At 70.5% G+C, this 23,833-nt stretch carries 21 protein-coding genes; 16 read left to right on the top strand and 5 right to left on the bottom strand.

All coding sequences use genetic code 11. The features are described 5' to 3' along the window. Positions 1–140: 140 nt before the first annotated feature. Positions 141–1,370, bottom strand: a complete 1,230-nt coding sequence (locus OG912_RS39595) for a cytochrome P450 family protein (protein ID WP_327713858.1) — start codon at positions 1,368–1,370, stop codon at positions 141–143. Between the two features lie 101 nt (positions 1,371–1,471). Next, on the bottom strand, positions 1,472–2,158 hold the full coding sequence (locus OG912_RS39590) for a ScbR family autoregulator-binding transcription factor (protein WP_327713857.1): 687 nt from the start codon (positions 2,156–2,158) through the stop codon (positions 1,472–1,474). 395 nt (positions 2,159–2,553) lie between these two features. Here OG912_RS39590 and OG912_RS39585 point away from each other — a divergent pair, with 395 nt between their 5' ends. The 7 genes from OG912_RS39585 (at position 2,554) to OG912_RS39555 (ending at position 10,639) form a co-directional block, all read left to right on the top strand. Continuing rightward, entirely contained in the window at positions 2,554–4,470 is a 1,917-nt protein-coding gene (locus OG912_RS39585; protein WP_327713856.1) for an acyl-CoA dehydrogenase, read from the top strand. Positions 4,471–5,390: 920 nt separating this feature from the next. Continuing rightward, positions 5,391–6,515 (top strand): bifunctional DNA primase/polymerase, encoded by a 1,125-nt coding sequence (locus tag OG912_RS39580; protein ID WP_327713855.1) that lies wholly within the window; start codon positions 5,391–5,393, stop codon positions 6,513–6,515. Beyond that, a complete protein-coding gene (locus OG912_RS39575; protein ID WP_326740948.1) occupies positions 6,512–8,026 on the top strand; it encodes a DNA primase family protein in 1,515 nt (504 codons plus the stop codon). The genes OG912_RS39580 and OG912_RS39575 overlap by 4 nt, the downstream gene beginning before the upstream one ends. Beyond that, positions 8,023–8,427: a DUF6009 family protein gene (locus tag OG912_RS39570; protein WP_327713854.1), complete on the top strand. Its 405-nt coding sequence runs from the start codon at positions 8,023–8,025 to the stop codon at positions 8,425–8,427. The genes OG912_RS39575 and OG912_RS39570 overlap by 4 nt, the downstream gene beginning before the upstream one ends. Positions 8,428–8,834: 407 nt before the next feature. Then, positions 8,835–9,503 (top strand): DUF4097 family beta strand repeat-containing protein, encoded by a 669-nt coding sequence (locus OG912_RS39565; protein ID WP_327713923.1) that lies wholly within the window; start codon positions 8,835–8,837, stop codon positions 9,501–9,503. 99 nt (positions 9,504–9,602) lie between these two features. Further along, positions 9,603–10,343 (top strand): 2OG-Fe(II) oxygenase, encoded by a 741-nt coding sequence (locus OG912_RS39560; protein ID WP_327713853.1) that lies wholly within the window; start codon positions 9,603–9,605, stop codon positions 10,341–10,343. Further along, on the top strand, positions 10,340–10,639 hold the full coding sequence (locus OG912_RS39555; protein WP_443061128.1) for an Ada metal-binding domain-containing protein: 300 nt from the start codon (positions 10,340–10,342) through the stop codon (positions 10,637–10,639). Before OG912_RS39560 ends, OG912_RS39555 begins: the two co-directional genes overlap by 4 nt. A 6-nt stretch (positions 10,640–10,645) precedes the next feature. Here the strand turns inward: OG912_RS39555 and OG912_RS39550 are convergent, their stop codons facing one another. Beyond that, positions 10,646–11,434 carry an SGNH/GDSL hydrolase family protein gene (locus OG912_RS39550; RefSeq protein ID WP_327713852.1) on the bottom strand — a complete coding sequence of 263 codons (789 nt, stop codon included), beginning with the start codon at positions 11,432–11,434 and terminating at the stop codon, positions 10,646–10,648. Positions 11,435–11,733: 299 nt separating this feature from the next. Here OG912_RS39550 and OG912_RS39545 point away from each other — a divergent pair, with 299 nt between their 5' ends. The 7 genes from OG912_RS39545 to OG912_RS39515 all read left to right on the top strand — a co-directional run bounded on the left by OG912_RS39545 (position 11,734) and on the right by OG912_RS39515 (position 18,444). Continuing rightward, positions 11,734–12,624, top strand: a complete 891-nt coding sequence (locus OG912_RS39545; RefSeq protein ID WP_327713851.1) for an alpha/beta hydrolase fold domain-containing protein — start codon at positions 11,734–11,736, stop codon at positions 12,622–12,624. Beyond that, a complete protein-coding gene (locus OG912_RS39540; RefSeq protein ID WP_327713850.1) occupies positions 12,621–13,154 on the top strand; it encodes a hypothetical protein in 534 nt (177 codons plus the stop codon). The genes OG912_RS39545 and OG912_RS39540 overlap by 4 nt, the downstream gene beginning before the upstream one ends. A 10-nt stretch (positions 13,155–13,164) precedes the next feature. Further along, complete coding sequence (locus OG912_RS39535) at positions 13,165–14,169, top strand: LLM class flavin-dependent oxidoreductase (RefSeq protein WP_327713849.1); 1,005 nt, start codon at positions 13,165–13,167, stop codon at positions 14,167–14,169. A 200-nt stretch (positions 14,170–14,369) separates the two neighbouring features. After that, positions 14,370–16,001, top strand: coding sequence for a transposase (locus OG912_RS39530; protein WP_327713848.1), 1,632 nt, complete (start codon positions 14,370–14,372; stop codon positions 15,999–16,001). 148 nt (positions 16,002–16,149) lie between these two features. After that, positions 16,150–16,728 (top strand): hypothetical protein, encoded by a 579-nt coding sequence (locus OG912_RS39525; RefSeq protein ID WP_327713847.1) that lies wholly within the window; start codon positions 16,150–16,152, stop codon positions 16,726–16,728. Between the two features lie 53 nt (positions 16,729–16,781). Then, positions 16,782–17,432, top strand: coding sequence for a DNA-3-methyladenine glycosylase I (locus OG912_RS39520; protein WP_327713846.1), 651 nt, complete (start codon positions 16,782–16,784; stop codon positions 17,430–17,432). A 103-nt stretch (positions 17,433–17,535) separates the two neighbouring features. Beyond that, positions 17,536–18,444: a LysR substrate-binding domain-containing protein gene (locus OG912_RS39515; protein WP_327713845.1), complete on the top strand. Its 909-nt coding sequence runs from the start codon at positions 17,536–17,538 to the stop codon at positions 18,442–18,444. Positions 18,445–18,462: 18 nt separating this feature from the next. Here OG912_RS39515 and OG912_RS39510 read toward each other — a convergent pair whose 3' ends face one another. Both OG912_RS39510 and OG912_RS39505 read right to left on the bottom strand, forming a co-directional pair. Continuing rightward, positions 18,463–19,995, bottom strand: coding sequence for an FAD-dependent monooxygenase (locus OG912_RS39510; protein WP_327713844.1), 1,533 nt, complete (start codon positions 19,993–19,995; stop codon positions 18,463–18,465). A 34-nt stretch (positions 19,996–20,029) separates the two neighbouring features. Further along, entirely contained in the window at positions 20,030–21,676 is a 1,647-nt protein-coding gene (locus tag OG912_RS39505; RefSeq protein ID WP_327713843.1) for an FAD-binding oxidoreductase, read from the bottom strand. A gap of 221 nt (positions 21,677–21,897) precedes the next feature. Between OG912_RS39505 and OG912_RS39500 the strand changes: the two genes are divergently transcribed. Both OG912_RS39500 and OG912_RS39495 read left to right on the top strand, forming a co-directional pair. Then, positions 21,898–22,719 carry a 2-amino-3,7-dideoxy-D-threo-hept-6-ulosonate synthase gene (locus OG912_RS39500; RefSeq protein WP_326741045.1) on the top strand — a complete coding sequence of 274 codons (822 nt, stop codon included), beginning with the start codon at positions 21,898–21,900 and terminating at the stop codon, positions 22,717–22,719. Further along, positions 22,716–23,825, top strand: coding sequence for a 3-dehydroquinate synthase II (locus OG912_RS39495; RefSeq protein WP_326740961.1), 1,110 nt, complete (start codon positions 22,716–22,718; stop codon positions 23,823–23,825). The genes OG912_RS39500 and OG912_RS39495 overlap by 4 nt, the downstream gene beginning before the upstream one ends. Positions 23,826–23,833: the final 8 nt, after the last annotated feature.

Raw genomic sequence — 23,833 nt, 5'->3', positions numbered from 1 at the left:
CGCGTTGGCGGTTTTCAATGGTAGATGGATGTATTCGACCGCTACTCAAGCGGAGGGCGCCGAAAAAGCGAAGAGCTCCGCCGCCCAGGGGGCTGCGGAGCTCCGTACGGCCGGCTGCCGGGCGGCGCGGCGAAGAGTGGTCAGCGGGCGGGCCGAAGGACCACGGGCAGCGATCCGTAGCCGTTGACTATGAAGGACGGCATCGGGTCGATGCTCTCCAGCGGCGCGGCCAGGGCGAGGTCCGGGTACCGCTCGAAGAGACCTTGCAGCGCGACCGTGGTCTCCAGGCGGGCCATCGGGGCCCCGAGGCAGCGGTGTACGCCGTGCCCGAAGGCGAGGTCCTCACCCCGGCGGCGCAGCACGTCGAACTCGGCGAGGTCCTCCCCGTGTTGCTCGGCATCCCCGACGGCGGCGGCGAAGGAGATGACGATCGCGTCCCCCTTCTTGATCGTCACGCCGTCCAGGTCGATGTCCTCCACCGCGAACCGCAGCGGCGAGAACGCCGTGGGGCTGTGCGTGCGCAGGGTCTCGTTCATCACGTCCGCCCAGTCCGCACGGCCCGCGCGTACGTGCTCCAGCTGCTCCGGACGGACGCACAGCGCGCCGACGGCGTTGGCGATCAGGGCGGACGTGGTCTCCTGGCCGGCGGCGATCATCAGATAGAGGGTGCCCAGGAGTTCGTCCTCGGTCAGTGCGTCGCCGTTGTCCCGGGCGTCGATCAGTGCGGACGTCAGGTCGTCGCCCGGCCGGACCCGCTTCTCCGCCACCAGCGCGCCCAGCAGGGAAAAGGCCCTGACCTGTGCCGCGGCCATCTCCTCGGCCGACACCACGGTGTCGAAGACCACGTCGAGGGCGGAGCACAGCGGCTTCCGGTGCTCCTCCGCGACGCCGAAGAGCTCGCAGATGACCTGGATCGGCAGCAGTTTGGCGAACGCCTCCCGCAGGTCGACCGTCTCTCCCGCCGGCACATCCTCCAGGGCGTCCAGAAGTTTGGCGGTCACTTCCTCGACCCGGCCACGGAGCGCCTCGGTGCGGCGCACGGTGAACGCCCCTGTCACCAGCCGGCGCAGCCGCGCGTGGCTCTCCCCGTAGGCGAACAGCATGTTCTCGTTCGCCACCCAGGGATAGAGCGGCCACTCCTGCGTTATGTGCCCCTCGATGAAGGCGGGCCAGTGCCGGCGGGCGTCCTTGGACACCCGCGGGTCGAGCAGCAGCTGCTTGGCATAACGGTGCCGGGTGACAGCCCACGCCATCACTTCCCCGGGGAGCAGCACCTCAACGGCCGGCCCTTGCCCGCGCAGCGTCGCGGCCTCACCCGCGAGGTCGCTTCCCGTGACATCCAGCGCATAAGGGCAGACAGCTTGCTTCATTCGTGTCTCCGCTCGGTGAGTGCTGCATTTTCACGTTTTCACGTTCCAGAACCCCTGTGCGCGGAAGGACACGACCCCGGCGTGCTGCCGGGGCGGCCGGCTCAGCCGGCCAGTTCAAGCTCCGTATCCTGCCGTTCCCTCATCGCCGTCTCGTAGATCTGCCGTCCTCGGCTCGCCGAGAAGTCGAGCCTGACGAGGACGGCGGGCACGGCGATGGACGGCATCACGAGCCGGTACAGGTCGACGACCCGGTCCGCCATGTCCGCCCGGTCGGTCATGATCCTCGACAGCACCTGAATGCCGGTGAAGGAACCGACCATGAACTTCGCCACCCGGGGCACGTCCGTGTCCGGGATTATCTCGCCGTTCTCCTTGGCCGCCTGGAGGAGCTCCGTGGTGTGGTTGATCCACGCCACCATCGGCACCCGTCGGTCCAGGCCGTCCTTGTCCGATCCCTGGTCCACGGTGAGGCGGATGCTGCCCTGGATGATCGGATCGCCGGAGTCCCGCCCGAGCAGGTGCGTGAGGAGCAGCGACTCGTCGAGGGACTGCTGGAGCTTCAACTCCCGCTCCGGGACCACCGGAGTGGCCATGACCTGCTCCGCCAGGACCGCCTGGGCCAGCTCGTCCTTCGACGTGAAGTGGAAGTAGAGCGCCCCCTTGGTCATGCCGGACTTCGTCAGGATGTCGGCGATCGTCGCGGCCTCGAACCCGACCTCGTCGAACACCTCAGCGGCCGCCACGAGAATCTTCTTCCGCGTACGGATGGCTCGTTCCTGCTGCGCCACAATCCACCTCCACGCCAGCCCCCGACAACAAGAAATAAACCAAAGGGTTCGTATTCTAGCATCGACGGTTTGCGCGACGAGTAGGTGCCGAACGATCGCATTCCAACGCCAGGTCCCGTTTCGTCTGCACCCCAGAGGGCGTGCCACGAAGAATAAAACCAGGTAGCTGGTTTTTCAAGACCCTCACCGGGACTCCTCGCGGGTTCTGCTGCCTGAGATCACTCAGGATCGACACATCATGTCCGGAATGTGTCACTCCGCTACGTTCGGAGCCCCCCTCGATCACCTGAGCATCACCGGCCCGCCCTCCAGGAGGGCTTGTAAATGAAACCGGCTAGTACGTATCTTAATGGCCGATCCCATCTTCCGGGTCCCTCATCAACGGGGAGAGGTCCATGACCTTGCTGACGTTCCAGAAGGACACCTTCATCGGGGCAGACATGGAAGGGACCGTAGACATCAACGGTCCGCGCAACCGTTTAGCATTCGGGCCCTCGGCCATGACGGCCGGTGAACTCGCGCACCTGCTCTTCGACGGGCAGGAACGGGACCGGATACACGAGAACTGGCGCACCCTCATAAGCGGCCGGAACTTCACCTACCGGGCCGGACTGACGCCGGACGAGCGGGCGGCCCTCTCCTACGAGCGGCTGCGCCTGGTGAACGAGGCCGCCGGCGACGCCGCGGAGCTGGCCAACGACCCCTATCGGCTGGCGAGTCTGCACGAGTGGACAGGGCCCTTGGACGGCGGTCTGTGCACGGTGGCCAGCATCCACTACAACCTCTTCCTCGGCAGCCTCCTCGATCACGACGTCGAAGGCCGTGACCTGTCCGCCTTCACCTCGATGAAGCGCACAGGAACCTTCCTGTGCACGGAGCTCGAACACGGCAACGACGTAACCTCGATGGAGACGACGGCCGTGCTCGACCGCACGACCAACGGATTCGTCCTGAACACCCCCACTCCGGGTGCGCGGAAGTTCATGCCGAACACCAGCACCATCGGCGGTCCCAAGAGCGCCGTGGTGGCGGCCCGGCTGGTGATCGACGGCCGGGACCAAGGGGTCTTCCTCTTCCTGACCCCCCTGAGCGACGAGAACGGCCACCTGCCGGGAGTGAAGGTCCAGCCGCTGCCGCAGCGGACCGGCCCCCCGGTCGACCACAGCCTCACCTCGTTCGACCGGGTGTGGCTGCCTCGCGAGGCCCTGCTGGAAGCCGCACACGGCCGGCTGGACTCCAAGGGGGAGTTCCGCAGCAGCCTCGGCAATCGCCGCAGACGCCTGCTCCGCTCCATCAGCCGCATCACCATGGGCAAGCTCTGCATGAGCGCCGGCACGCTGGGGATGTCGCGCACCGCCCTCGTCGTCGCGGTGCGCTACGCCCACAACCGGTTCATCGCCGGGACCAAGCCCGGCGAGCGAGTACCGCTGGTCGCCCACCGCAGTCACCACGGCCGCCTTCTCGACAAGCTCGCGATGGCGTATGCCATGACCTTCCTGCACCGGACGACGGTGACCCGCTGGAGCGAACACACCGATGACGACCGGGCCGAGGTCGAGCGCCTGGTGGCCATCGCCAAGGGCTGGATCACCTGGCAGGCCCGGGGCATCACGGTCGAGTGCCGGGAGCGGTGCGGAGCCCAGGGGCTCTTCCCCTCCAACAGCCTGGCCGACCTCCCCCTGAACATCGAGGGCGGGATCACGGCCGAGGGCGACAACCTCGTGATCTGGGTCAAGGCCGCCGCCGAGATGGTGCTCGGCCATGAGGTCGTCCGCCGCGGCGCGGGGCAGCTCCCGGTGGGCGAAAAGAGCCTGACGGATCTCCACTTCCTGCGCGGCCTGCTCTGCGAGGTGGAGGCCCTGTGGCAGCACCGGGCGCGCACCGCCCTGCGCGGGGGCCCCTCCGGCGACCCGCTGTCCCGATGGAACGAAACCTCCCCCGCCGCGCTGGAGATGGTCTCCGCCCACGCCCGGCTCCAGGCCGCCGACGCCTTCATCTCCGCCGCCGCCCGGGCCATCGACCCAACTGCCCGGCACCTGCTGGAGAGCCTGTGCCTGCTGTTCCTCCTCGGGCAGATCAAGGAGCACACCGGGGACCTGCTCGCCGACGGCCACATGACCTGCGACCAGGTGCGTGAACTGCCGTGGGCGGTCAACGCCGTCATCGCCGGGCTCGCCCCGCACATGATGACCCTCGTCGACGCGTTCGACATTCCGGCCGAGGTACTGGCCTCCATCCCCATCGCCAGCGGCGCCTACATCGACCGGTGCCTCGACATCCCGGCCGTCGGCCCGGACCCGCTGCCCGTGTGATCACCGCACGCTCTCACTTCGAACCGCCCCGGCGGTTTAGGTTGGTGAAATATCTGACGGCGCGCAGAGGCCCTGCTGTGCGGCCGCCCGGACGCGGGCGCGTCCCCGAGAAGGCCTGCCGCCCTCGGGGACGTCGGAAAGGCGTCCAACTCGCCTGTTCTGCACGGTTGTTGAGTTGCCGCCAGGAACTTGATGCCGCCACTCGCCCCTGAGGACCGGCCCGGTAGGGCACTCGCCCACCGCCTTATGGGGCCGGTCGGCCCTCCCGTCTTAACGCATCCTTCACTCGACAAACAGACCGGCCCCCCTTTATTTTTGTTCGGGACGGTGAACCACGGGTGATCGGCGCCACGAGGGAACAGGTGCCCGACACCGCACAGCCAGCCTCTGCGTGCCGACAGGCCGCGGAGAACACTTTGCACGCCCGGGGGAAACGCATGCACATCATCGAGGGACGACTCCCACTCACGTCACCACAGGGTTCGCCGGACACGACGGCCCCCGGCAGGACGTGCCCCGGCCGCTGCCGACGAACGCGTCCCTGAGAGGCCGACGAGCGAGGCCGGGAGCCGTACCACCTCCGCCTTCCTCGACATCGCGCTCCGGTCTTCCGTATCGCCCGTCGGCTCACTCCGTACCCCCGTGCACCCGGCACATCGGCGGGGCCCGCCGGCGGACGCGGCACCGGCCCGGCCGGCTGCCGGAAGGCACCGCGGAGACCGGTGTCGCGCTCCCCCGCCTTTGACGATGCCAAGGTCCATCTACGGTCGCTTCGGTCGCTTGCCCGGTGCGCCCGACATCCACGGCTCGCCCCCCACCCACTTGAGTTCTCCGACTTCGGGACTGATCGAAAACGTTCCGTTAACCTGCGCGAAGCAGGTTCGAACTTGAGTCGCTTCACTTGCCGAAAGGATCCATCAATGTCCCTTGACCTGGGGATATCCGGCAGCGACTCAAGCCGGCACCCACCGGCCACGGCCGAGGCGCACAGATCCGTGACACCGCTGGAAAGCGCCCTGTGGTGCGCCGAACAGGGCTGGCCCGTCCACCCATTGGCTCCGGGGCGCAAGACGCCGGCCGCCAACTGCGGTCGCTGCCGGGACCAGCCGCACAGCGTCCAGGACTGCCCCTGCATCCCCACCGGTCGCTGGTGCCACGGCTTTCACTCCGCCACGACCGACCCGCGCCGGATCCGGGCCTGGTGGGCGGAGCAGCCCCGCTTCGGGGTGGGCGTGGCGTGCGGCCCGGCGGGCCTCGTCGTGATCGACGTGGACGCGCACCCGGCGCCGCTGCCGGACCCCGCCCGGCTCCTGCCGGGCATCCACATCCCGGCCTCCGTGTCGCTGGGTGGCCTGCAGCACGGCTTTCACAGCCTGGCCCTGCTGGCGGCGCTGCGCGGCCAGCAGGATCCGAGCCAGGACGACACCACCCTGCGGGTGCGCACCCCGTCCGGGGGCCTGCACCTGTGGTACACCGCCAGGCCCGGGCACCAATGGCGGTGCTCGACCGGCTCAAGTGCCAAGCGGGCCCTGGCCTGGCAGGTCGACGTGCGGGCGCACGGCGGCTACATCATCGCTCCCGGCACCACGACGGCCCAGGGCACCTACACCGTCCACGGTTCCGTCCTGCGCCCGGCGCCGCTGCCGGGCTGGCTCACGGCCGAACTCGAACGCACCGGCCACCGCCCCTCCTCAGCCGCCCCCTCGCCGCCAACACCCGTGCCCTCACGGGCCCGTGCCGCCGTCATGGCGGCGCGCGGCGGCCGCGACGCGGCGGAGCGAACCCTGGCCACGGTGCTCAGAGCGGTCGCGGAATGCGCGGCAGTCCCCGAGGGCAGCGGCTTCAGCGAGAAGCTCAACCGCGCCGCCTTCACCGCGGGCGGTCTGGTGGGCGCCGGGCGCATGGTCCTCGCCGACGCGGAGTCCGCGCTGGTGACCGCCGCCACGCAGGCGCGCCCCGGACAGGAACGTCGCAGCCTGCAGATCATCCGCAGCGGGATGAGCGCGGGCAGCCGGCGTCCGCTCGATCCGGGGGTCCCCGCATGAACAGCACACCGTCCGCCAGAGACGGGCTGTTCGACCCGGTCGAAGTCGCCCGTCAGATCATGCTGCGCTCCCCCGACGACCAGGTGCCCGCCAGGGCTGCGCCCGAGACGGCGCAGGAGCAGGCCACCGAACACGGGCTGCTGCCCGACAGCCTCAGCGACCGGGGCAACGCCAAGCTGTTCGTGTCCCTGTACGGGCGGGACTTCCGGCACGTGCCGGGGCTCGGCTGGTACCGGTGGTCCGGCTACCGCTGGGAGATCGACGAGGACGACAACGTCCTGTGGGCGGCCGGGGAGATGGCCGAGTCGCTCGCGGAGACCGACGCCCGCGCGCGCTACAGCAGCTCCGCGCTGCGCCGCCATCGCCGTCGGGCCCTGTCCACGTCGGGCATGAAGGCCATGCTGATGCAGGCGAGGGCGGCACCGGGCATGGTCCTCAACGCCTCGCTCCTGGACGCCGACCCGTACGCCCTGTGCACCCCCGAGGGCGTCATCGACCTCTCCACCGGTGCGCTCGCCCCGCCCGATCCCGAGAAGCACTACCACTCGCGCGCCACCAGCGTGGCCTCGCGGGCCATGGCCACACCGCGCTGGCAGCGGTTCCTCACCGACACCTTCGGCGACGACGCCGACGGCCACCAGATGATCGACTTCCTGCACGAACTGCTCGGCTACTCCATCACCGGCGACGTCGGCGCGCAGATCATGCCGTTCCTCTACGGGCAGGGCAAGAACGGCAAGAGCGTCCTCCTGGACGTGATGGTCAAGCTGCTCGGCGACTACGCCGATGCCGCCCCGCCCGGTTTCCTGATGGCCCGTCCCTTCGAGGGGCACCCCACCGACCTGGCCGAACTGCACGGCCGGCGCATCATCGTCTGTTCGGAGCTCAAGCCCGGCGACCGGTTCGACGAGGCCCGGGTCAAACTCCTCACCGGCGGCGACCGCATCAAGGCCCGCCGGATGCGCCAGGACTTCTTCGGATTCAACCCCACCCACAAGCTGTGGCTGCTCGGCAACCACCGTCCCGAAGTGGGCACCGGAGGGTACGCGTTCTGGCGCCGGATGAAACTCATCCCCTTCGAGCGGGTCGTCGCCGACGACCGCAAAGTGGACAACCTCGCCGACGTCCTGGTCACCGAGGAAGGCCCCGGCATCCTCAACTGGCTGGTCACCGGCGCCCGCCGCTATCTCAACGGGCCCCGCGACCTCACGGGCCCGCAGCAGGTCCGCGTGGCCACCACCGCCTACGCCGAGACCGAGGACCACACCGGGCGCTTCCTGAGCGAGTGCTGCACGCTGGGGCCCGCCCTGCGCGCCGAGCAGGCCCAGCTGTACAGCAGCTACAAGAGCTGGTGCCAGCTGGAGGGGGCCAACCCGGCCTCCTCCCGGTCCTTCGCCGCCCGGGTACGGGAGACCGTGGGAATCGCCACCCCCAAAGACATGATTCTGTCGAACCAGCGGAAGTTCTATCCCGGTATCGGACTCAACGCTGACGTGGGAGCGACCTCATGAGCGCCCTGATCGAGCCCGCGCAGCTCGCCCAAGAGAACGGCCTCGTGTGGCTGGAGGACATCACCGGCCTGGACTACGTACGCCAGAGCCTCGACCGGCTGCCCACCCGCAGGGGAAAGCCCGCCTTCCATCGCGACGGCCGCATGGTCGGCTACGCGGTCCTCGGCGCCGGAGCACGCTCCTCGCGCGCCTCGGGCACGTTCCTGCGCCGCGTGTTCTGGCTCGCACCCCACGACCGGGACGGCCGGCCCGGCGGGCTCTACGCGTCCGGCGCGCCCTCGGAAGCCGTCGATCCCCGCACCATCTTCCCCCGTATCAAGGGCTACAAGACCCAGCGGTCCGAAGGCGGCCCGGAGTCCGAGGCGATGCGCGAACTCGGGATCACCCTGCCGAAAGCCTGAGCCCGGATCCGCCGGGCCCCTGCCCTGTTCCGGATGGATTCCCCGGCGCCTCAGCGACCGTAGCTACTGGAGCGACCGAAGTTCCCCTCTATGAAGACATTCCCGCGTGAGCGTGTGTGCGCGTGGGCGTCATAAGTAGGGTGCTTCAGTCGCTTCGGTAGCTGTTTCATCGTCCACACACTGATGACCTGCTGCTTTCCCCCGAGACCGGCCAAGCGACCGAACGATACCGAGTCGCTGGGCGTTCGCGGCGGGTCCAGCGCCCCTTGAGAACCGCTTGAGCTCTCGGCTCGCGACAGGGCACGCGATGAATGCTGGTGGGAGGGGCCGCCCCGGCAGGTGACCCCTCAGGCCTTGTGCACCGAGCCGCAGCAGAGGCCACCGGCAACGAGCTCAGGGAGTGCATGATGCAGAAGTTCGAGACCCCCGCCCCGGTCCGCGCGATCCTGGACATCCCCGCGGGACGCGTCCGGGTCGTCGCCGCCGAGCAGGCCGACACCACCGTCGACATCCTGCCCGCGGACGCCTCCAGGAAGCGCGACGTGAAGACCGCCGAGAAGACCACGACCGTCTACGGTGACGGCGTTCTGCGGATCGAGACACCGGCCAACAGTTCGCACTTCAGCCTCGACGGCGCCCTCGACGTGACCATCCACCTCCCCGCAGGCTCACGCATCGAGGCGAAAGCGGGCAGCGCCGAGTTCCATACCGCAGGCCCCCTCGGCCACGTCGCCTTCCACGGCGCGCACAGCACCACCAAGATCGACCACGCCGCCGGCCTGGAACTCACGGCCAACGCCGGGAACGTGACCGTCGGCTACCTGGGCGGGGACGGCGAGGTCAGCGTCACCCAGGGCGACATCACCATCGCCGAGGCCGTACACGGCACACTCACCCTGCGCACCGTCTCCGGCAACGTGACCGTCGCCGCCGCCCGCACCACCTCCGCCACCCTGGACGCCACCACCACCCACGGCCGAATCCACAACAGCCTCGCCAACGCCCAAGGCCCCCGCCCCGACCTCACCATCCACGCCACCACCACCAACGGCAACATCACCGCCCGCACGCTCTGAGGCGTGAAGTCGCCGTCCGAATTCCGCCAGCCCTCGTGGTGGGAAGGCCGCAGGCTGAAGGCTGAGTAATCAGCAGCGGATCGCACCGGGGAGGCGACGATGACCGCCCGCACCACCCTCTTGAGCCCGGCCGGCACGCTCACCCAGCATGTCGACGCCCAGGACTGGCAGGCCCTCACCGACGAGGCCGACGAGCACGGAAGTGCGCTGACCGGGCCGTTGCTCACGGCGGAGCAGTGTCGTGAGATCGCCGGGCTGTACGACGACGACCAGAACTTCCGCTCGACCATCGACATGGCCCGCTACCGTTTCGGCTCCGGTCAGTACCGCTACTTCACCCATGACCTGCCCGGTCCGGTGCGCGAACTGCGTGAGGCGTTCTACCCCCGTCTGCTGCGCATCGCCCGTGGCTGGATGGCGAAGCTGGGCAGGCCCGCGCCGTGGCCGGAGACACTGGAGGAGTGGATCGCCATGTGTCACGAGGCCGGGCAGGCCAAGTCCGCCCAGATTCTTCTGCGCTACGGCCCCGGGGACTGGAACGCGCTTCACCGCGACGTCTTCGGCGAGATGGTCTTCCCGCTCCAGGTCGTCATCGGGCTCGACGCCCCGGGTGTCGATTTCACCGGTGGTGAGTTCCTCATGACGGAGCAGCGGCCCCGCGCGCAGTCCCGTGGGTCGTCCGTCACCCTGCCGCAGGGCCACGGTCTGGTCTTCACCACGCGCGACCGTCCGGTCGCCTCCAAACGCGGCTGGTCCGCCGGTCCGATGCGTCACGGTGTGAGCACCGTGCGCTCCGGGCGGCGGCGCACGCTGGGCCTCGTCTTCCACGACGCGGCGTGACCCCGGCTGCCGGCGCCGGCGGCCGGACCTACGTGCTGACCGGACCCGACGGACAGTCCTTCCTGAGCGCCGTGCCGGGCATGCTGGGCGGGCACCGGCGGGGGCGGCTGTACGGGCGGCTGGACTGCCCCTCCGCTCTGCGCGCGATCGCCCGCGGCCACTATGTGAAGTACCGCGTGTTCTTCGCCGACGAGGAGGCCGCCCTGGAAGCCGGCTACCGGCCGTGCGCGGTGTGTCTGCCGGGGAGATACGCCGACTGGAAACAGAGCCGGCGGCCGTCGCGGAAGCTCTCGTGAAGGTGGTCAGAGAGGCAGCAGGTCGGGCCGTTTGGGCCGGGCGTCGTCGGCCGCCGATCCGCCGAACAGCCGTCGGCCGACCCAGGGCACGAAGTGTTCGCGGGCCCAGTGGAGGTCGTCGCTGCGGCGGGTGGCGGGCGACCGGGCCGGGGCCATGGGCCGGGCGGTGGCCGCTCCCGCACGCTTTCCGGGGGTCAGGAGATCCGCGGCACGCAGCGCTACTTGTGTGTGCCCGTACGACGACAGGTGGAGGCGGTCATCGGTCCAGGCCCGCCGGTCCCTGACCGCGTCCAGCGACCACAGGTCGACCACCGGGCAGCCGTGCCGGTCGGCGATCGCGCGGACATGGGCCGTGTACGTGGCGATTCTGCCGCGCAGGTGGCGCAGCACGGGGATCCCGCGGGTGTCGAATCCGGTGAACAGGACCACCGTGCCCGCGTCCTGTACGAGGCCGGCGACGGCCCGGTCGTACCGGTCGGCTATCCGGTCGGGGTCGCTGCCCGGTCGCAGGAGGTCGTTGCCTCCGGCGCAGAACGTGACGAGGTCGGGGTGGAGGGCGCGTGCCCGTGGCACCTGGCCTTCGATGATCTCGTCGATCAGTGTGCCGCGGATGGCGAGGTTGGCGTAGGAGAAGGCCGTCTGCGGGCGCTGCCGGGACAGATGGCCGGCGAGGCGGTCGGCCCAGCCGATCAGTGTGCCGTCCGCGGCTGCGTCGCCGAGCCCTTCGGTGAAGCTGTCGCCGACTGCCACGTACGACGTGATGCGGGGATCGCCGTCCGGGTCGTTCATTCCCATGTGATCCGCCTCGCCTTCCGTTGCCTGTTGACGTCTCTGTGGCAGGCATCGTGGTCCGGTGCTGTGATGGCGGTCAATCAGGGCCGGGCGACTTGGGCAGATGGCCGCGCCGTCGCCGGCCGTGCGGGATGCGCTGCCCGGCAGTGGCTCCGACCTGGCCAAGTCCGGCTTGGCCGGGGGCTCCGGGCGGGCAAGGCTTGAGGCTGTGCCCACTGCGTCGGCGCGGAGCGGAGTGCCGCTCCGTCCGGGCGGGGCCGCGTGCTCCGCCGAGGGCGGTCCGCGAAACGAAGGGAACGATCGTGCACGGTCCTGGTATCCGTCCGCAGGCTGCGCTCACGTGGGAAACGGTCCATGTCGCGGCACCGGGGCGCACTGTCCCGGCCCGGGTGCTGCGCCCGAAGGGTCCTCACCGGGGCTGGCTGGTCTGGGCGCACGGCGGGAGCTGGCGGAGCGGGTCGGCGGGCGACTGGCACGAGGCGTGTGCGGATCTCGCGCTCCATGCCTCGTACTGCGTGGTCGGTGTCGACTACCGGCTGGCGCCGGAGCACCGTCACCCTGCGGCTCTGGAGGACGTTCTCGCTGTCGTGGACTGGGCGCAGGAGCAGGCCGAGCGTGCGGGCGTGGCACCGGTGGCCGTGGGCGGGGACAGTGCCGGGGCGACGCTCGCCGCCTGTGCCGCCGTGGTCCGGCGGGACCGGGGGCTTGCGCTGTCGGCGCAGGTGCTGGCCTATCCGCCGCTGGATCCGTCCTGCCGTGCCCCCTCCTATACGCGGTACGTGGGCAACTTCCCGACTCCGCAGGGGCTGGCCGAGGCGTGGCGGGAGTATCGCGGCGGTCCGGACGCCGGTGATCCGCCCGGTCTGCCCTCCACCCCGTTGTGGGTGGAGGACCTTTCGGGGCTGGCTCCGGCGATTCTCGGTGTGGGGGTGTTCGACCCGGTGCTCGACGACGTCCGTCACTACGCGGGGCGTCTGCGGTCCGCCGGTAATGATCTCGTCTACCGGGAGTTCGCCTCCGGCCTCCACGGTGCGTTCCTCCAGCCGCCCGGCCGGCTCACCGGCCCGGACGACCCGTCCGCGCTCCGCCGGTGGCTGGGCACCTCACTTCGGGACCGGCGGCCTGCCGAGGCAGCCGCGTCCCCACCCGGCCCGGCCGCAGGGCCGGGTCCCGAACCCAAGGAGAAATCATGAACGGCACCCCGACGGCGGCCCCGGACGTCCCCGCCCACGCAGAGGCGCTGTTGCGGCACTTCGGTGATCTGCGGGACGGCACCCATGGGCATGCCTCCTCGCGCCAGGGCAAGGAGTCGCTCTTCTCGGAGGCGGTCGAGCTGCTCGCCCCGTACGCCGTGCAGGCCCTGGAGGAGGTCAATACGTACCTGCTGAACGGGACCGGAAAGGTGGAGAGCACGGGAGTGCGGCGGTCGGCGGACGGTGGTGTGGCGGCCCTGTGGACCCTGACCTGGCCGCAGCAGCAGGCGGAGGGCATCGAGCCGGTCACCATCGCCGCGCACTACGGCAGGAACTTTCACCACCCGCATGTGCGGGGAGCGACGGTCAGTGAGTGGCCGCTGAACATCTTCGATGCGCAGCAGGCCGAGGCCGAGCTGCCCACGCTGCGTGCGATCGTCGCCGCCGACCTGCACAACCTGGTCTTCCAGCGGGACTTCCGGATCGTGCCCGCCACCGTGGATCCGGCCGGTGCCGGCCGCAATGTCTGAGGAGCGTTCCATGTCGTTGCGTCTGTCGGTCCTGGACCAGACTCCGGTCGGTGAGGGGCACACCCCTGCCGAGGCCCTGCGTGCGTCGGTCGCGCTGGCCGAGGCGGCCGACCTCATGGGGTACACCCGGTACTGGACGGCCGAGCACCACAATTCGCCCGGTTTCGCCGGCACCGCACCCGAGATTCTGGCCGGGGCGCTGCTGGCCCGTACGCAGCACATGCGGATCGGGACGGGCGGAGTGCTGCTTCCGCGGTACGAGGCGCTGAAGGTCGCCGAGGTGTTCGGTGTGCTGGCTGCGCTTCATCCCGGGCGCGTCGATCTCGGTATCGGCCGGGCGGGCGGCCCTGCGCACAACTTCGAGCGGCAGCTCGACGAGGTGCGTATGCGTCTGGGTCTGGCCACGTCGGTCCTGCCGGGGCTGCCCTTCGGGCCGGTGGCTCCGGTTCCGCCGCAGATGTGGCTGCTGGGTGCCGGTACCCGTTCCGCTCAGCTGGCCGGGCGGCTGGGCACGGCTTTCGCCTTCGCGCATTTCCTGTTCCCCGCACCTGCGCGGGCCGCGCTTGAGGCGTACCGGGATGCCTACGCCGCTTCGCCGGGCCGGTCTCCCGCTCCGGGGGTGCTGGCCGTCCGTGTGGTGACGGCGGACACGGCGGCCAAGGCGGAGGAGCTGGCCGCATCGGTGGTGCTCTGGCGCAGTCGCAAGGATCTCGGTGAGGATCTGCCGATTCCCTCGCTCCACACCACGCGCAACCACCGGTGGACGGGTCAGGAGGCACAGCGTGCGCGGAGCAACGGGCGGGTCCTGGTGTCCGGTGCCCCCGAGCAGGTCCGGGATCAGCTGACGCGGCTGGCGGCGGACCATGGTGTCGACGAACTCGTCGTGAACACCCTGACCCATGATCCGGCGGACCGGCTGCGGTCCTACGAGTTGCTGGCCCAGCTGTTCGAACTGCCGGACCGCTCCGGGCTGGGCGCCCCCGCGACCGCGCCGGAGCCGGCTCCGGTGGGGTGAGCGGCGGGGTGTGCGGCGGGGGTGTGGGCTGTTGCCTTTGAAGTGTGTATGAGTGAGTTGTAGCGCCTGTGAGTGAGCCGAGTGGTGCGGTGGGTGAGGGTCAGAACGGATGTTTCAAGGCCGAATGGGTGACCTTGGTGGTGGTAGTTCGTTGTGTGGGGTGGCGGGTTGCTCGGCGGTTTCGGGGCGGAGGTGTGGCAGTGGGTGCTGTACGGGAATTGGCAGCGTCATTCGTGGCCCCGGGCCCGTCCGGGGTGGCGGTCCGGGACCGTCTCAAGCACCTCACCGCGCAGGACGAGCACGTGCTGCGGGCGGTCGGCGCGCATCAGGGCACGCTCGCTTCCCGGGATCTGAAGGCCCGGTGCGCGGACGGCCCCCATCACAGCGCCGAGTCCTGGACCGGGCGTAAGCGGGAGCTGACGAAGCAGTCGTCGTCACGGATCGCCGGGGCGATCACGAAGGCCAGTCATGATCAGTGGGCGCTCGCCCGGCGCTGCCAGGCCGCACACATCCGGTCGCTGGAGGCCGGGATCAAGACGCTCAGGCACCGGCTGTCGCTCCCGGTCGGGACGAAGGGCACCAAACGGGCTGCGGGTGGTTACCGGTCCAGGAGCGAGTGGTTCCACAAGTCCCGCCGCCTCAAGGCTCTGGAAGCCCGGCACGCTGCCGCAGTGGCGGACTGGCAGGTCGGGCGGGTACGGGTCGTGCGGGGTGGGAAGCGGCTGCTCAACACTCGCCATCACCTGGCCGAGGCTGGGTTGACCGAGGGTGAGTGGCGTCAGCGGTGGGAGGCGGAGCGCTGGTTCCTGGCGGCGGACGGGGAGTCGGGCAAGCGGTACGGGAACGAGACGATCCGCGTCACCCCGCAAGGCCAGGTATCCATCAAACTCCCCGCCCCACTCGCCCATCTCGCCAACACCAAGCACGGCCGCTACACCCTCACCTCCACCACCGTGGCGTTCGCACACCGGGGCGCGGAGTGGGCCGACCGCGTCGAAGGCAACCGGGCGGTCGCCTACCGCATCCACTACGACACCAAACGCGGCCGCTGGTACCTGACCGCATCCTGGCAACGCCCCACCGTGCAGGCCCTTCCCTTGGAAGCGGCCTCGGCCAAGGGGGTGATCGGTGTGGACACGAACGCCGACCACTTCGCCGCCTACCACCTCGACCCCCACGGCAACCCCGTCGGCGAACCCCACCGTTTCGCCTACGACCTCACCGGCAACACCGCACATCGTGACGCGCAACTCCGCCACGCCCTCACCAGCCTCCTGCACTGGGCGAAACAATGTGGTGTGGCCGCGATCGCCATCGAGGACCTCGACTTCGGTGCGGAGAAGACCCGCGAGAAACACGGCCGCAGGAAACGGTTCCGGCAGCTGATCTCCGGTATCCCGACCGGCAAGCTCAAGGCCCGGCTCGTCTCCATGGCCGCCGAGCAGGGATTGGCCGTTGTCGCGGTCGATCCGGCCTATACCTCGATGTGGGGTGGTCAGCACTGGCAGGAGCCACTGACCACCCCGCACCGGAAGATGTCCCGTCACGATGCCGCCGGTATCGCGATCGGGCGACGCGCCCTCGGACACCCGATCCGGCGACGGACGACACCGCCCCCACACGACCGGAGTGAACGTGCGGGGCATCGGACCGTCCAGGCCGATCGGCGTGCCCTTGGGCGTGAGGGAACCCGCCCACCCGCAACGGACCACGCCCCTGGAGGCATGTCACCGAGCGGGACGCGAAAGCGGCGACCCAGCGCACCCAAAACCGTTCGGGCTGCGCCCAGAACACATCAGTGGGTCCAGGACTCACTCATGCACACTGGCTAGGAACGGTGTGCTGCCCGGCCTGATGCCCGGTCGGCCGTCGGCGCGTGCCTGCGCAACCGATCACGCCGGAGCGGGGTTCTCAGTGGTGGGGCAGCACCCCGGGCGGCCGGGGCCGGCCCGTACCACCGACACCGAACGAGGCCACACCATGAGGTACCGCGACTCCCCCGCCCGCTCACCGCGGCTGGATCCTGCTTCCGGCGGGGACCTCGCGGAGGGGAGTCCCGCGCCTCACACCGGTGCGGAACTGGACGCACTGCTGCGGCTCATCCCTGTCACGGTCCGCGAGGTCGCCGTCGGGCACGGGCGCGCCGGCGTCCACCGGGCTGCCGCCGAGGCTTTCGTCCGTGCGTGGGAAGCCACGGGGCGGGACGTCACGGCTGTCGTCGACTGGCCCGAGAACGCCGCCTCGTGGCTGCGCCCGGCCCAGCGGTTCACCGCAGGGGCGCCGGGGGCGTGGGTGGTGGCCGGAGCGCCGCTGGGGTGGGCGCAGATGAGCAGACGGCTGGTGTTCAGTACCGACTGGGCCGCGGACCGTACATACGCCTTCGCGTCCCTCGACCGCCCGGACCTCGCCGAACTTGCCGGGCCCCGGGTCCTGGACGGGCTGCGCGGGGTCACGGCGCAGGGTGGCACGTGGTGGATCGACGACGGGGGGCAGAGCACCCACTGGCCGCCGCCTCCGGTACCGGGCGGCCCGTCCGGGGATGCCGGGGGTTCCGCGTGACCGACGGCGGCCGTACGACCGAGTCCGCAGCGCATGTATCCGAGAGCGAGCGTATGACCAGCAGTGCAGACGCCCCGGCGGCTTCCGCCGGAGCCAGTCCACGCGATCAGGCCGATGGCGGGCCGGTGCCGGGGCAGGACGGTCTCGCGCGCTGCCCCTGGGCTGCCGGGCATCCGCTCAATCGTCAGTATCACGACACCGAGTGGGGGCTGGCCGTCCGTGGTGAGCAGGCGCTGTTCGAACGGGTCACCCTGGAGGCGTTCCAGGCGGGGCTGAGCTGGCTGACGATCCTCGCCAAACGGCCGGCGTTCCGTGTGGCCTTCGACGGGTTCGATCCGCTGAAGGTGGCCGCGTACACGGACGCCGATGTCGGGCGTCTGATGGCGGACGCCGGTATCGTCCGCAACCGGTCCAAGATCGAGGCCACGGTCCGTAACGCCGCCGCGGTACTGGCGCTGCGTACGCACGGCGGGCTGGACCGGCTGATCTGGTCGCACAAACCCGCCACGACACCGGTGCCGCGCACGGTGGCGGAGGTGCCGACGAGCACTCCGGGGTCGAAGGCCCTCGCCCGCGAACTGCGTGCGCGCGGTCTCTCCTTCGTCGGTCCCACCACGGCCTATGCCCTGATGGAGGCCATCGGCATGGTCGACACCCATCTCGTGGGATGCCACCGCCGGGGATCCTCGGGTCTGCACACCTGACGGTGCGTGCGGCCGGTGCTCCGACGATCTGTCCATGTCGGACTTGTCTGGTGACCCCGTATGGCGAACAGTTGGCCGACGACCGACGGGCCGAGGAGCCGCCATGCATCAGAACCTGCACATCAGCCGCCTACGGACCTTGATCACCGTGGTGGATCTGGGAGGCTTCCGGCGGGCTGCCGAGGCTCTGTACATCACCCAGCCCGCGGTCAGCCAGCACATCCGCCATCTCGGCGCACTGATCCGGGGCCCGGTGTTCACCTCCACCGGCAGCTCGCTGCGGCTCAGCCGGGCCGGGGAGGAGCTGCTCGGCTATGCCCGGCGCATGGTGGCGCTCAACGACGAGGCCGTCGCCCGGTTCGTCACTCCCCGGGGCCGGCTCCAACTCGCCGTGGGGGTCTCGGAGCAGCTCGCCGACGCGCTGCCGGAGTTCCTGGAGATCCTCGCCCGGCGAGCCCCGCACATCCGCGTCGACGTGCACACCGCGCTCACCGACAATCTTTCGGGCCGGCTCACCGACGGCCGGCTGGATCTCGCGCTGCTGCTCAACGCCAGCCGTCAGGGCGCCGGTTACGAGACGCACGAACTGGGACGGCTCTCGCTGGCGTGGTTCGGCAAGCCGCCCTACGGCCGGGGGGAACCGGTCCCGCTGGCCCTGTTCACCGAGCCCTGCGACATGCGGGGCCATGTCATGGACTCCCTCAGCGCCACCGCTACTCCCTGGCGTATCGGTTACGAGGGCTCCGAGTTCATCGGGCTGCGCGCCGCTGTCCGCGCGGGGCTGGGGTTCGCCTGCCTGATCACCAACGGTGACGCGTTGTGGGGCCTGGAGCGCAGTTCCCATGCCGCGCTGCCCGATCCGCCCCCGCCCGTGCCGGTGGCCCTGGGCGTCCGGGCGGGTATCGACCTCCGCGTCACGGCGAGCGTGCGGGACGCGCTGCTGGAGGCGCTGCACGGCTACCCCTTCAACGGCCGCGTCCCGGACGCCCCGCTCACGGCCGCGGGGAGCTGAGGGCCGGCCGGTGTGCCGTCACCGGGCCGGTCCGAACCAGCGGGCCAGGGACGCCCGCAGGTTCTTCGCCTCCCGGGTGCGGCCGTCCGCGCTCCACGCCGTACAGCCGTCGGGGCGCACCAGGAGAGCCGTGGCGGCGAAGGGCTCGTCGGCCACGGCGGTGACGATGTCCACCCGGTCGGCCCAGGGTGCGGCCGCCTCGCGCAGGTCGGCGCGGTCGCCGAGGTCGAGCAGCACCGGGCGTGCGGTGTGCAGCAGCGCGGCAAGGGTGGTGGTGCCCTCGGCGGTCTTCAGCCGCACGTCGGGGGCGAGGCGGCCGGTCAGCGGGCCGGCCTGGTCCGCTCCCATGTCGTAGACCTGCGCGGTACCGGTGATCATGCCGCTGAGATGGTCGTTGACCTCGTCGAAGTGCATGAGGTCGGCGAAGAGTTCGCGCAGCGCGTCGGTGCGGGGGTCCGGGTTCATCAGCGCGACCTGGGCCCGTACGTTGTGCAGGACCGCGGCCGCGACCGGATGGCGCTCGGTGTGGTAGGTGTCCAGCAGGCTTTCGGGCGCCCCTGACCGCAGGTGGGCGGCGAGCTTCCAGCCCAGGTTGAAGGCGTCCTGCAGACCGAGGTTGACGCCCTGTCCGCCCGCGGGGAAGTGGACGTGCGCCGCGTCTCCCACGAGCAGGACACGGCCCTTGCGGTACGTCTCGGCCTGCAGCGCGGCGTCGCTGAAGCGGGTGAGCCAGCTCGGTGACTCCATGGGGACGTCGCGGCCGGCGATCCGCGCGACCTCACCGCGCAGTTCCTCCAGAGTGACCGGGGAGTTCCGGGCGGGGTGCGGGCCGCGGAAGTCGTATGTGCACACCCGGCTCTGGCCTGAGGGGGAGACCCACAGCAGAGTCCATCCGCGCGGGGTGCGCTGCCAGCCCGAGGGCGCGGACCACGGATCGAGCAGACGGACCTCGCCCATGAGCGCGGAGACCGTCGCGGACGTGCCGGTGAACGGGATACCGCTCAGCTTGCGGACCGCGCTGCGGGCGCCGTCGGCTCCGACGACCCAGCGGGCCGTGCTGGTACGGGTGCTGCCGTCCGTGTCCCGCAGGGTGAGCCGGACATGGTCGTCCCTCTCCTGGAGGCCGACGAGTTCGCTGCCCCGCTCGATCCGGGCACCCAGCTTCCGGGCGTGCCCGGCGAACACCTCCTGGGCCCACGCCTGGGGGCTGCCGACGATGACGGGGCCCTCCTCCACCACCCGGGACAGATCCAGGTCGAAGAGGGCGCCGAAGTGGAAACGGGTGCCCCTGGTGGCGTCGCGCGTGGCCGGGCGCCCCGGCTGGACCGCGTCCAGGATGCCGCGCCGGTGCAGCAGCTGCGCGGTGCGCGCGTGCAGGGTGCCCGCCTTGGACTCGGGGGACGGGGCGGCCAGCTTCTCGTACACCGTCGCGTCGATGCCCAGCAGGGCCAGTTCTCTGGCCATCAGCATCCCGACCGGGCCGCCGCCGACCACGGCGACCTCCGTGTCGGGGGTGGTGGCCGGGGCCGTTTCCCGGGGGCTGGCGGGCATCTGGGCTCCGTACGTCGGTGGGTTCGTCGGGAGGTCAAACCCCGGGCGGGCCGGTGCGGTTGCCTTCGTGGCCCGCGGCACCGTCCGGCGACGGGAGCCGGACGGACTGGCGGTGGCGGAAGACGTCGCGAGGGTCCCAGCGCTGCTTCACCTGCTGCAGGCGGGGATAGTTGGCCTTGTAGTACAGCTCGTGCCAGGGGGACGAGGAGCGGTTGCGGGCCGGGTCGCTCAGATCGCGGTCGGGGTAGTTGACGAACGCCCCGTCGGTGACGGGGCCCGGTACCGGGACGCCACCGGTGTCGGCGTACACGTCCTCGTAGAACTCCCTGAGCCAGGACAGGCAGCCCGCCTCGTCGGCCGGGTCGTCCCACCAGATCATCCAGGCCAGTTTGAAGGCCGCGTCGCGGTGGGGGAAGGCGGTGGCGTCCTCACCGGCCGCGGCGACCGCGCCGCCGAAGGAGCTGAGCATGACCGAGGCCGTCGGGTTGCCGCCGTCCTCGCGCACCAGGTGGCGGTAGAGGGCGTCGATGTGGCGGGCGGGGAAGTCGCGGCGCATGTAGGAGGACTTGAAGGCGCCCTTCTGCGTGGGGTCGTTGGTGGTGGGGTTGGCCGTGCCCAGGTAGCGGGTGGCCTGCATCCAGGGCAGCCGGCGCGGGCGGGCGAGTTCGGGCATCGGCCCGTGTTCGCCCATCCGCGTGGTGACGGGGCCCGCCGGTGCGCGGACCCCCGCGGTGACGGCCCCGAGAAAGTCCTCCAGCAGCCGCAGCGAGCCGGGGTCGTTGGCGGCCACCTGGGTGATCAGGCCGATGGCCCCGTTGGACCGGTGGTTGAGCGACAGCAGGCTGCACACATCGCTGTACGGGTCACCGGGCGCCCGGTGCGCCACCTGCCAGGCGCTGTAGTTGGCCACCAGCCGGACGAAGTCCTCGCGCCCGAGGTCGTCCCACTGCCACGACACGGCGCTGACCCAGACCTCGGCGGGCGGGCGCGGCAGCAGCAGGGCGGGATCCGGCTCCCCGCCGGTGGGGGTCCAGGTGTCCGGTGAGCGGAACCAGTACCGGGTCACCACCCCGAAGTTCCCCCCGCCGCCACCGGTGTGCGCCCACCACAGCTCACGGTCCGGGTCGTCGTCCTCCCGGGTCGCCACCACGGTGCGGACGGTTCCGTCCTCGTCCACCACGACCACCTCGACGGCGTAGAGGTGGTCGACCACCAGGCCGTACCGGCGGCACAGGAGGCCCCAGCCGCCACCGCTGACATGACCCCCCGCCCCTACCTGGAAGCACATGCCGCCGGGCACGGTCACGCCCCAGCCCCGGTAGAGCCGCTCGTACACGTCCAGCAGCAGGGCGCCGGCCTCCACGGCGAACGCACCGTGCTCGGCGTCGAAGTACACCGCCTTCAGCGCGGACATGTCGAGGACGATCCGTACGTCGGGGTGGTGGACGAAGTCCTCCCAGCAGTGCCCCCCGCTGCGTACGGACAGCCGCTTGTTCTCGCGCACCGCCCGCCGCACCGCCTCGGCGACCTCGTCCGTCGTGGTGGGCAGGAAGACCGTCTCCGGTGCGCAGACGAAGCGCTGGTTCCATCCCCGGACCAGGTCCGGATAGCGGGCGTCAGCCGCGGTGACCGCGGTGACCTGAAGCGCCGGCAGGGCGCTCTTGTGTACGTCAGTGGGCATCGACTGGCCTAACCGGGCGGGGAGTTGACGTCCCGGACGGTAGCCGGGGAGTCCCTCACAGGCGCTCCGCATCTTGCGGAGCACGGCCCGCGGACGGTCTGGCTCGATTCTTCAGCGGCCACTGCGACAGTGCAGCCAGGAGAGAGACCCACCGCGGTTTCCGGCCTGTTCCTCTCCGGTCACGCAATGGATCACGATGGAAGAGGTGTGTCATGTCAAGCATGCCGCTGAGCGGCAAGGCACTGCGCCTGGCACGACTGTCCAGACGGGGCGACGGGCGCTATCTGTTCGTTCCCCTCGACCACTCCGTGTCCGATGGCCCCGTTTCCAGCGGCGCGGACTTCCCCGGGCTGGTCCGGGACATCAGCGAGGGCGGCGCGGACGCCGTCATCGTCCACAAGGGCCGGGCACGGATGATCCAGCCGGGGCTGCTCACCCGCACCGCTCTCGTGGTGCATCTGAGCGCGAGCACCGTCCATGCCCCCGACGTCGACGCCAAGGTCCTGGTCTGCGATGTCGAGGAGGCCGTACGGCTCGGCGCGGACGCCGTCAGCGTGCACGTCAACATCGGGTCCGACACCGAGGCGGCGCAGCTCGCCGATCTCGGTGCCGTCTCCTCGGCGTGCGAGCGGTGGGGTATGCCGCTGCTGGCGATGATCTACCCGCGCGGGCCCCGGGTGGTCGACCCCACCCGGCCGGAGCTCGTGTCGCATGTCGTCAACATCGCCGCCGACCTCGGCGTCGACCTCGTCAAGACGGTCCTCGCCTCGCCTGTTGAACGCATGGCGGAGGTCGTCGCCAACTCCCCGCTGCCGGTCGTCGTGGCCGGTGGCAGTGGTGTCGCCGGTGTCGACGCCGATCGGAGTCTGCACCGGTTCGCATCGTCGGCGCTGGCCGCCGGGTGCAGCGGTCTGGCAGTCGGGCGGCGCGTCTTCGCCAGCTCTTCCCCCAAGCAAGCGGTCCGGGATCTGGCCGCAATCGTCCATGGCCGTGTGCTCGCGACCGAGCCGGCGCCAACCTCACACATGGCAGGTGTGCTGTGAAATTTGCCTGGATCGACATCCGTCCCGTCCCCGTCGAGCACCGCGAGGCGGTCATCGACGCGGCTGTCCACGCCCGGGTCGACGCCATCGTCGACAGTGATGTGGCGACTCTCGCCACGCTGCCGAACACGGTCAAGCGGGTGCTGGCCGGCGCCGAGCGCCCTGCCGACCAGGGTCTCGACGACCTGATCGTGCTGAACGAGATCGCCGACGCCGCGGAGCTGGGTGCGGCGCGGGCCCGCCACCGTGACGGCGAGAAGGACACCGCGGGCCTGGTCAACGTGGTCGACGACGCGACGCTGACGCTGGCCTGCGAGACGGCGATCGCGCTGCCGTACACGGTGGTCGAGTTCAAGGACCCGACGAAGATCCCGCTGGAGATCGTGATCGCGGCCGCGGACAGTTCGCCGGGTCAGCTGATCTGCCGGGCCGACGACCTCGAAGAGGCCCAGGTCATCGTCGACGTACTGGAGAAGGGCTCGGAGGGTGTGCTGCTGGCGCCCCGCGACGCCAACGATGTCTTCGCGCTGGTGGAGATGTTGCGGGTGAAGACCCCCGACCTGTCGCTGTCCACGCTGACCATCGACTCGATCGAGCACCTCGGGCTCGGTGACCGGGTGTGCATCGACACCTGCACCCACTTCGAGAAGGACGAGGGCATGCTCGTCGGCTCGTACGCGCACGGGTTCATCCTGTGCGTGAGCGAGACCCACCCGCTGCCGTACATGCCGACCCGCCCGTTCCGTATCAACGCGGGCGCGCTGCACAGCTATGTCTTCGGCCAGGACAACCGCACCAACTACCTCAGCGAGCTCAAGGCCGGCAGCGCGGTCCTCGCGGTCGGTGCCGACGGCCGCACCCGCCGCATCGTGGTGGGCCGCATCAAGCTGGAGTCCAGGCCGCTGCTGAGCATCAAGGCCCATTCGCCGGAGGGCGTCGAGGTCAATCTCATCGTCCAGGACGACTGGCACGTGCGGATCCTCGGTCCGGGCGCGAGCGTGCTGAACGTGACCGAGCTGAAGCAGGGCGACAAGGTCCTCGGCCATGTCGCCACCGACAAGCGGCACGTCGGCTGGCCGGTCGGCGAGTTCTGCGTCGAGAAGTAGAAGCCCGG

Source organism: Streptomyces sp. NBC_00464 (assembly GCF_036013915.1).
Classification (GTDB): Bacteria; Actinomycetota; Actinomycetes; order Streptomycetales; family Streptomycetaceae; genus Streptomyces.
Note: the sequence above shows the minus strand (reverse complement) of the source record. Positions and strands in the feature narration are given on the sequence as shown.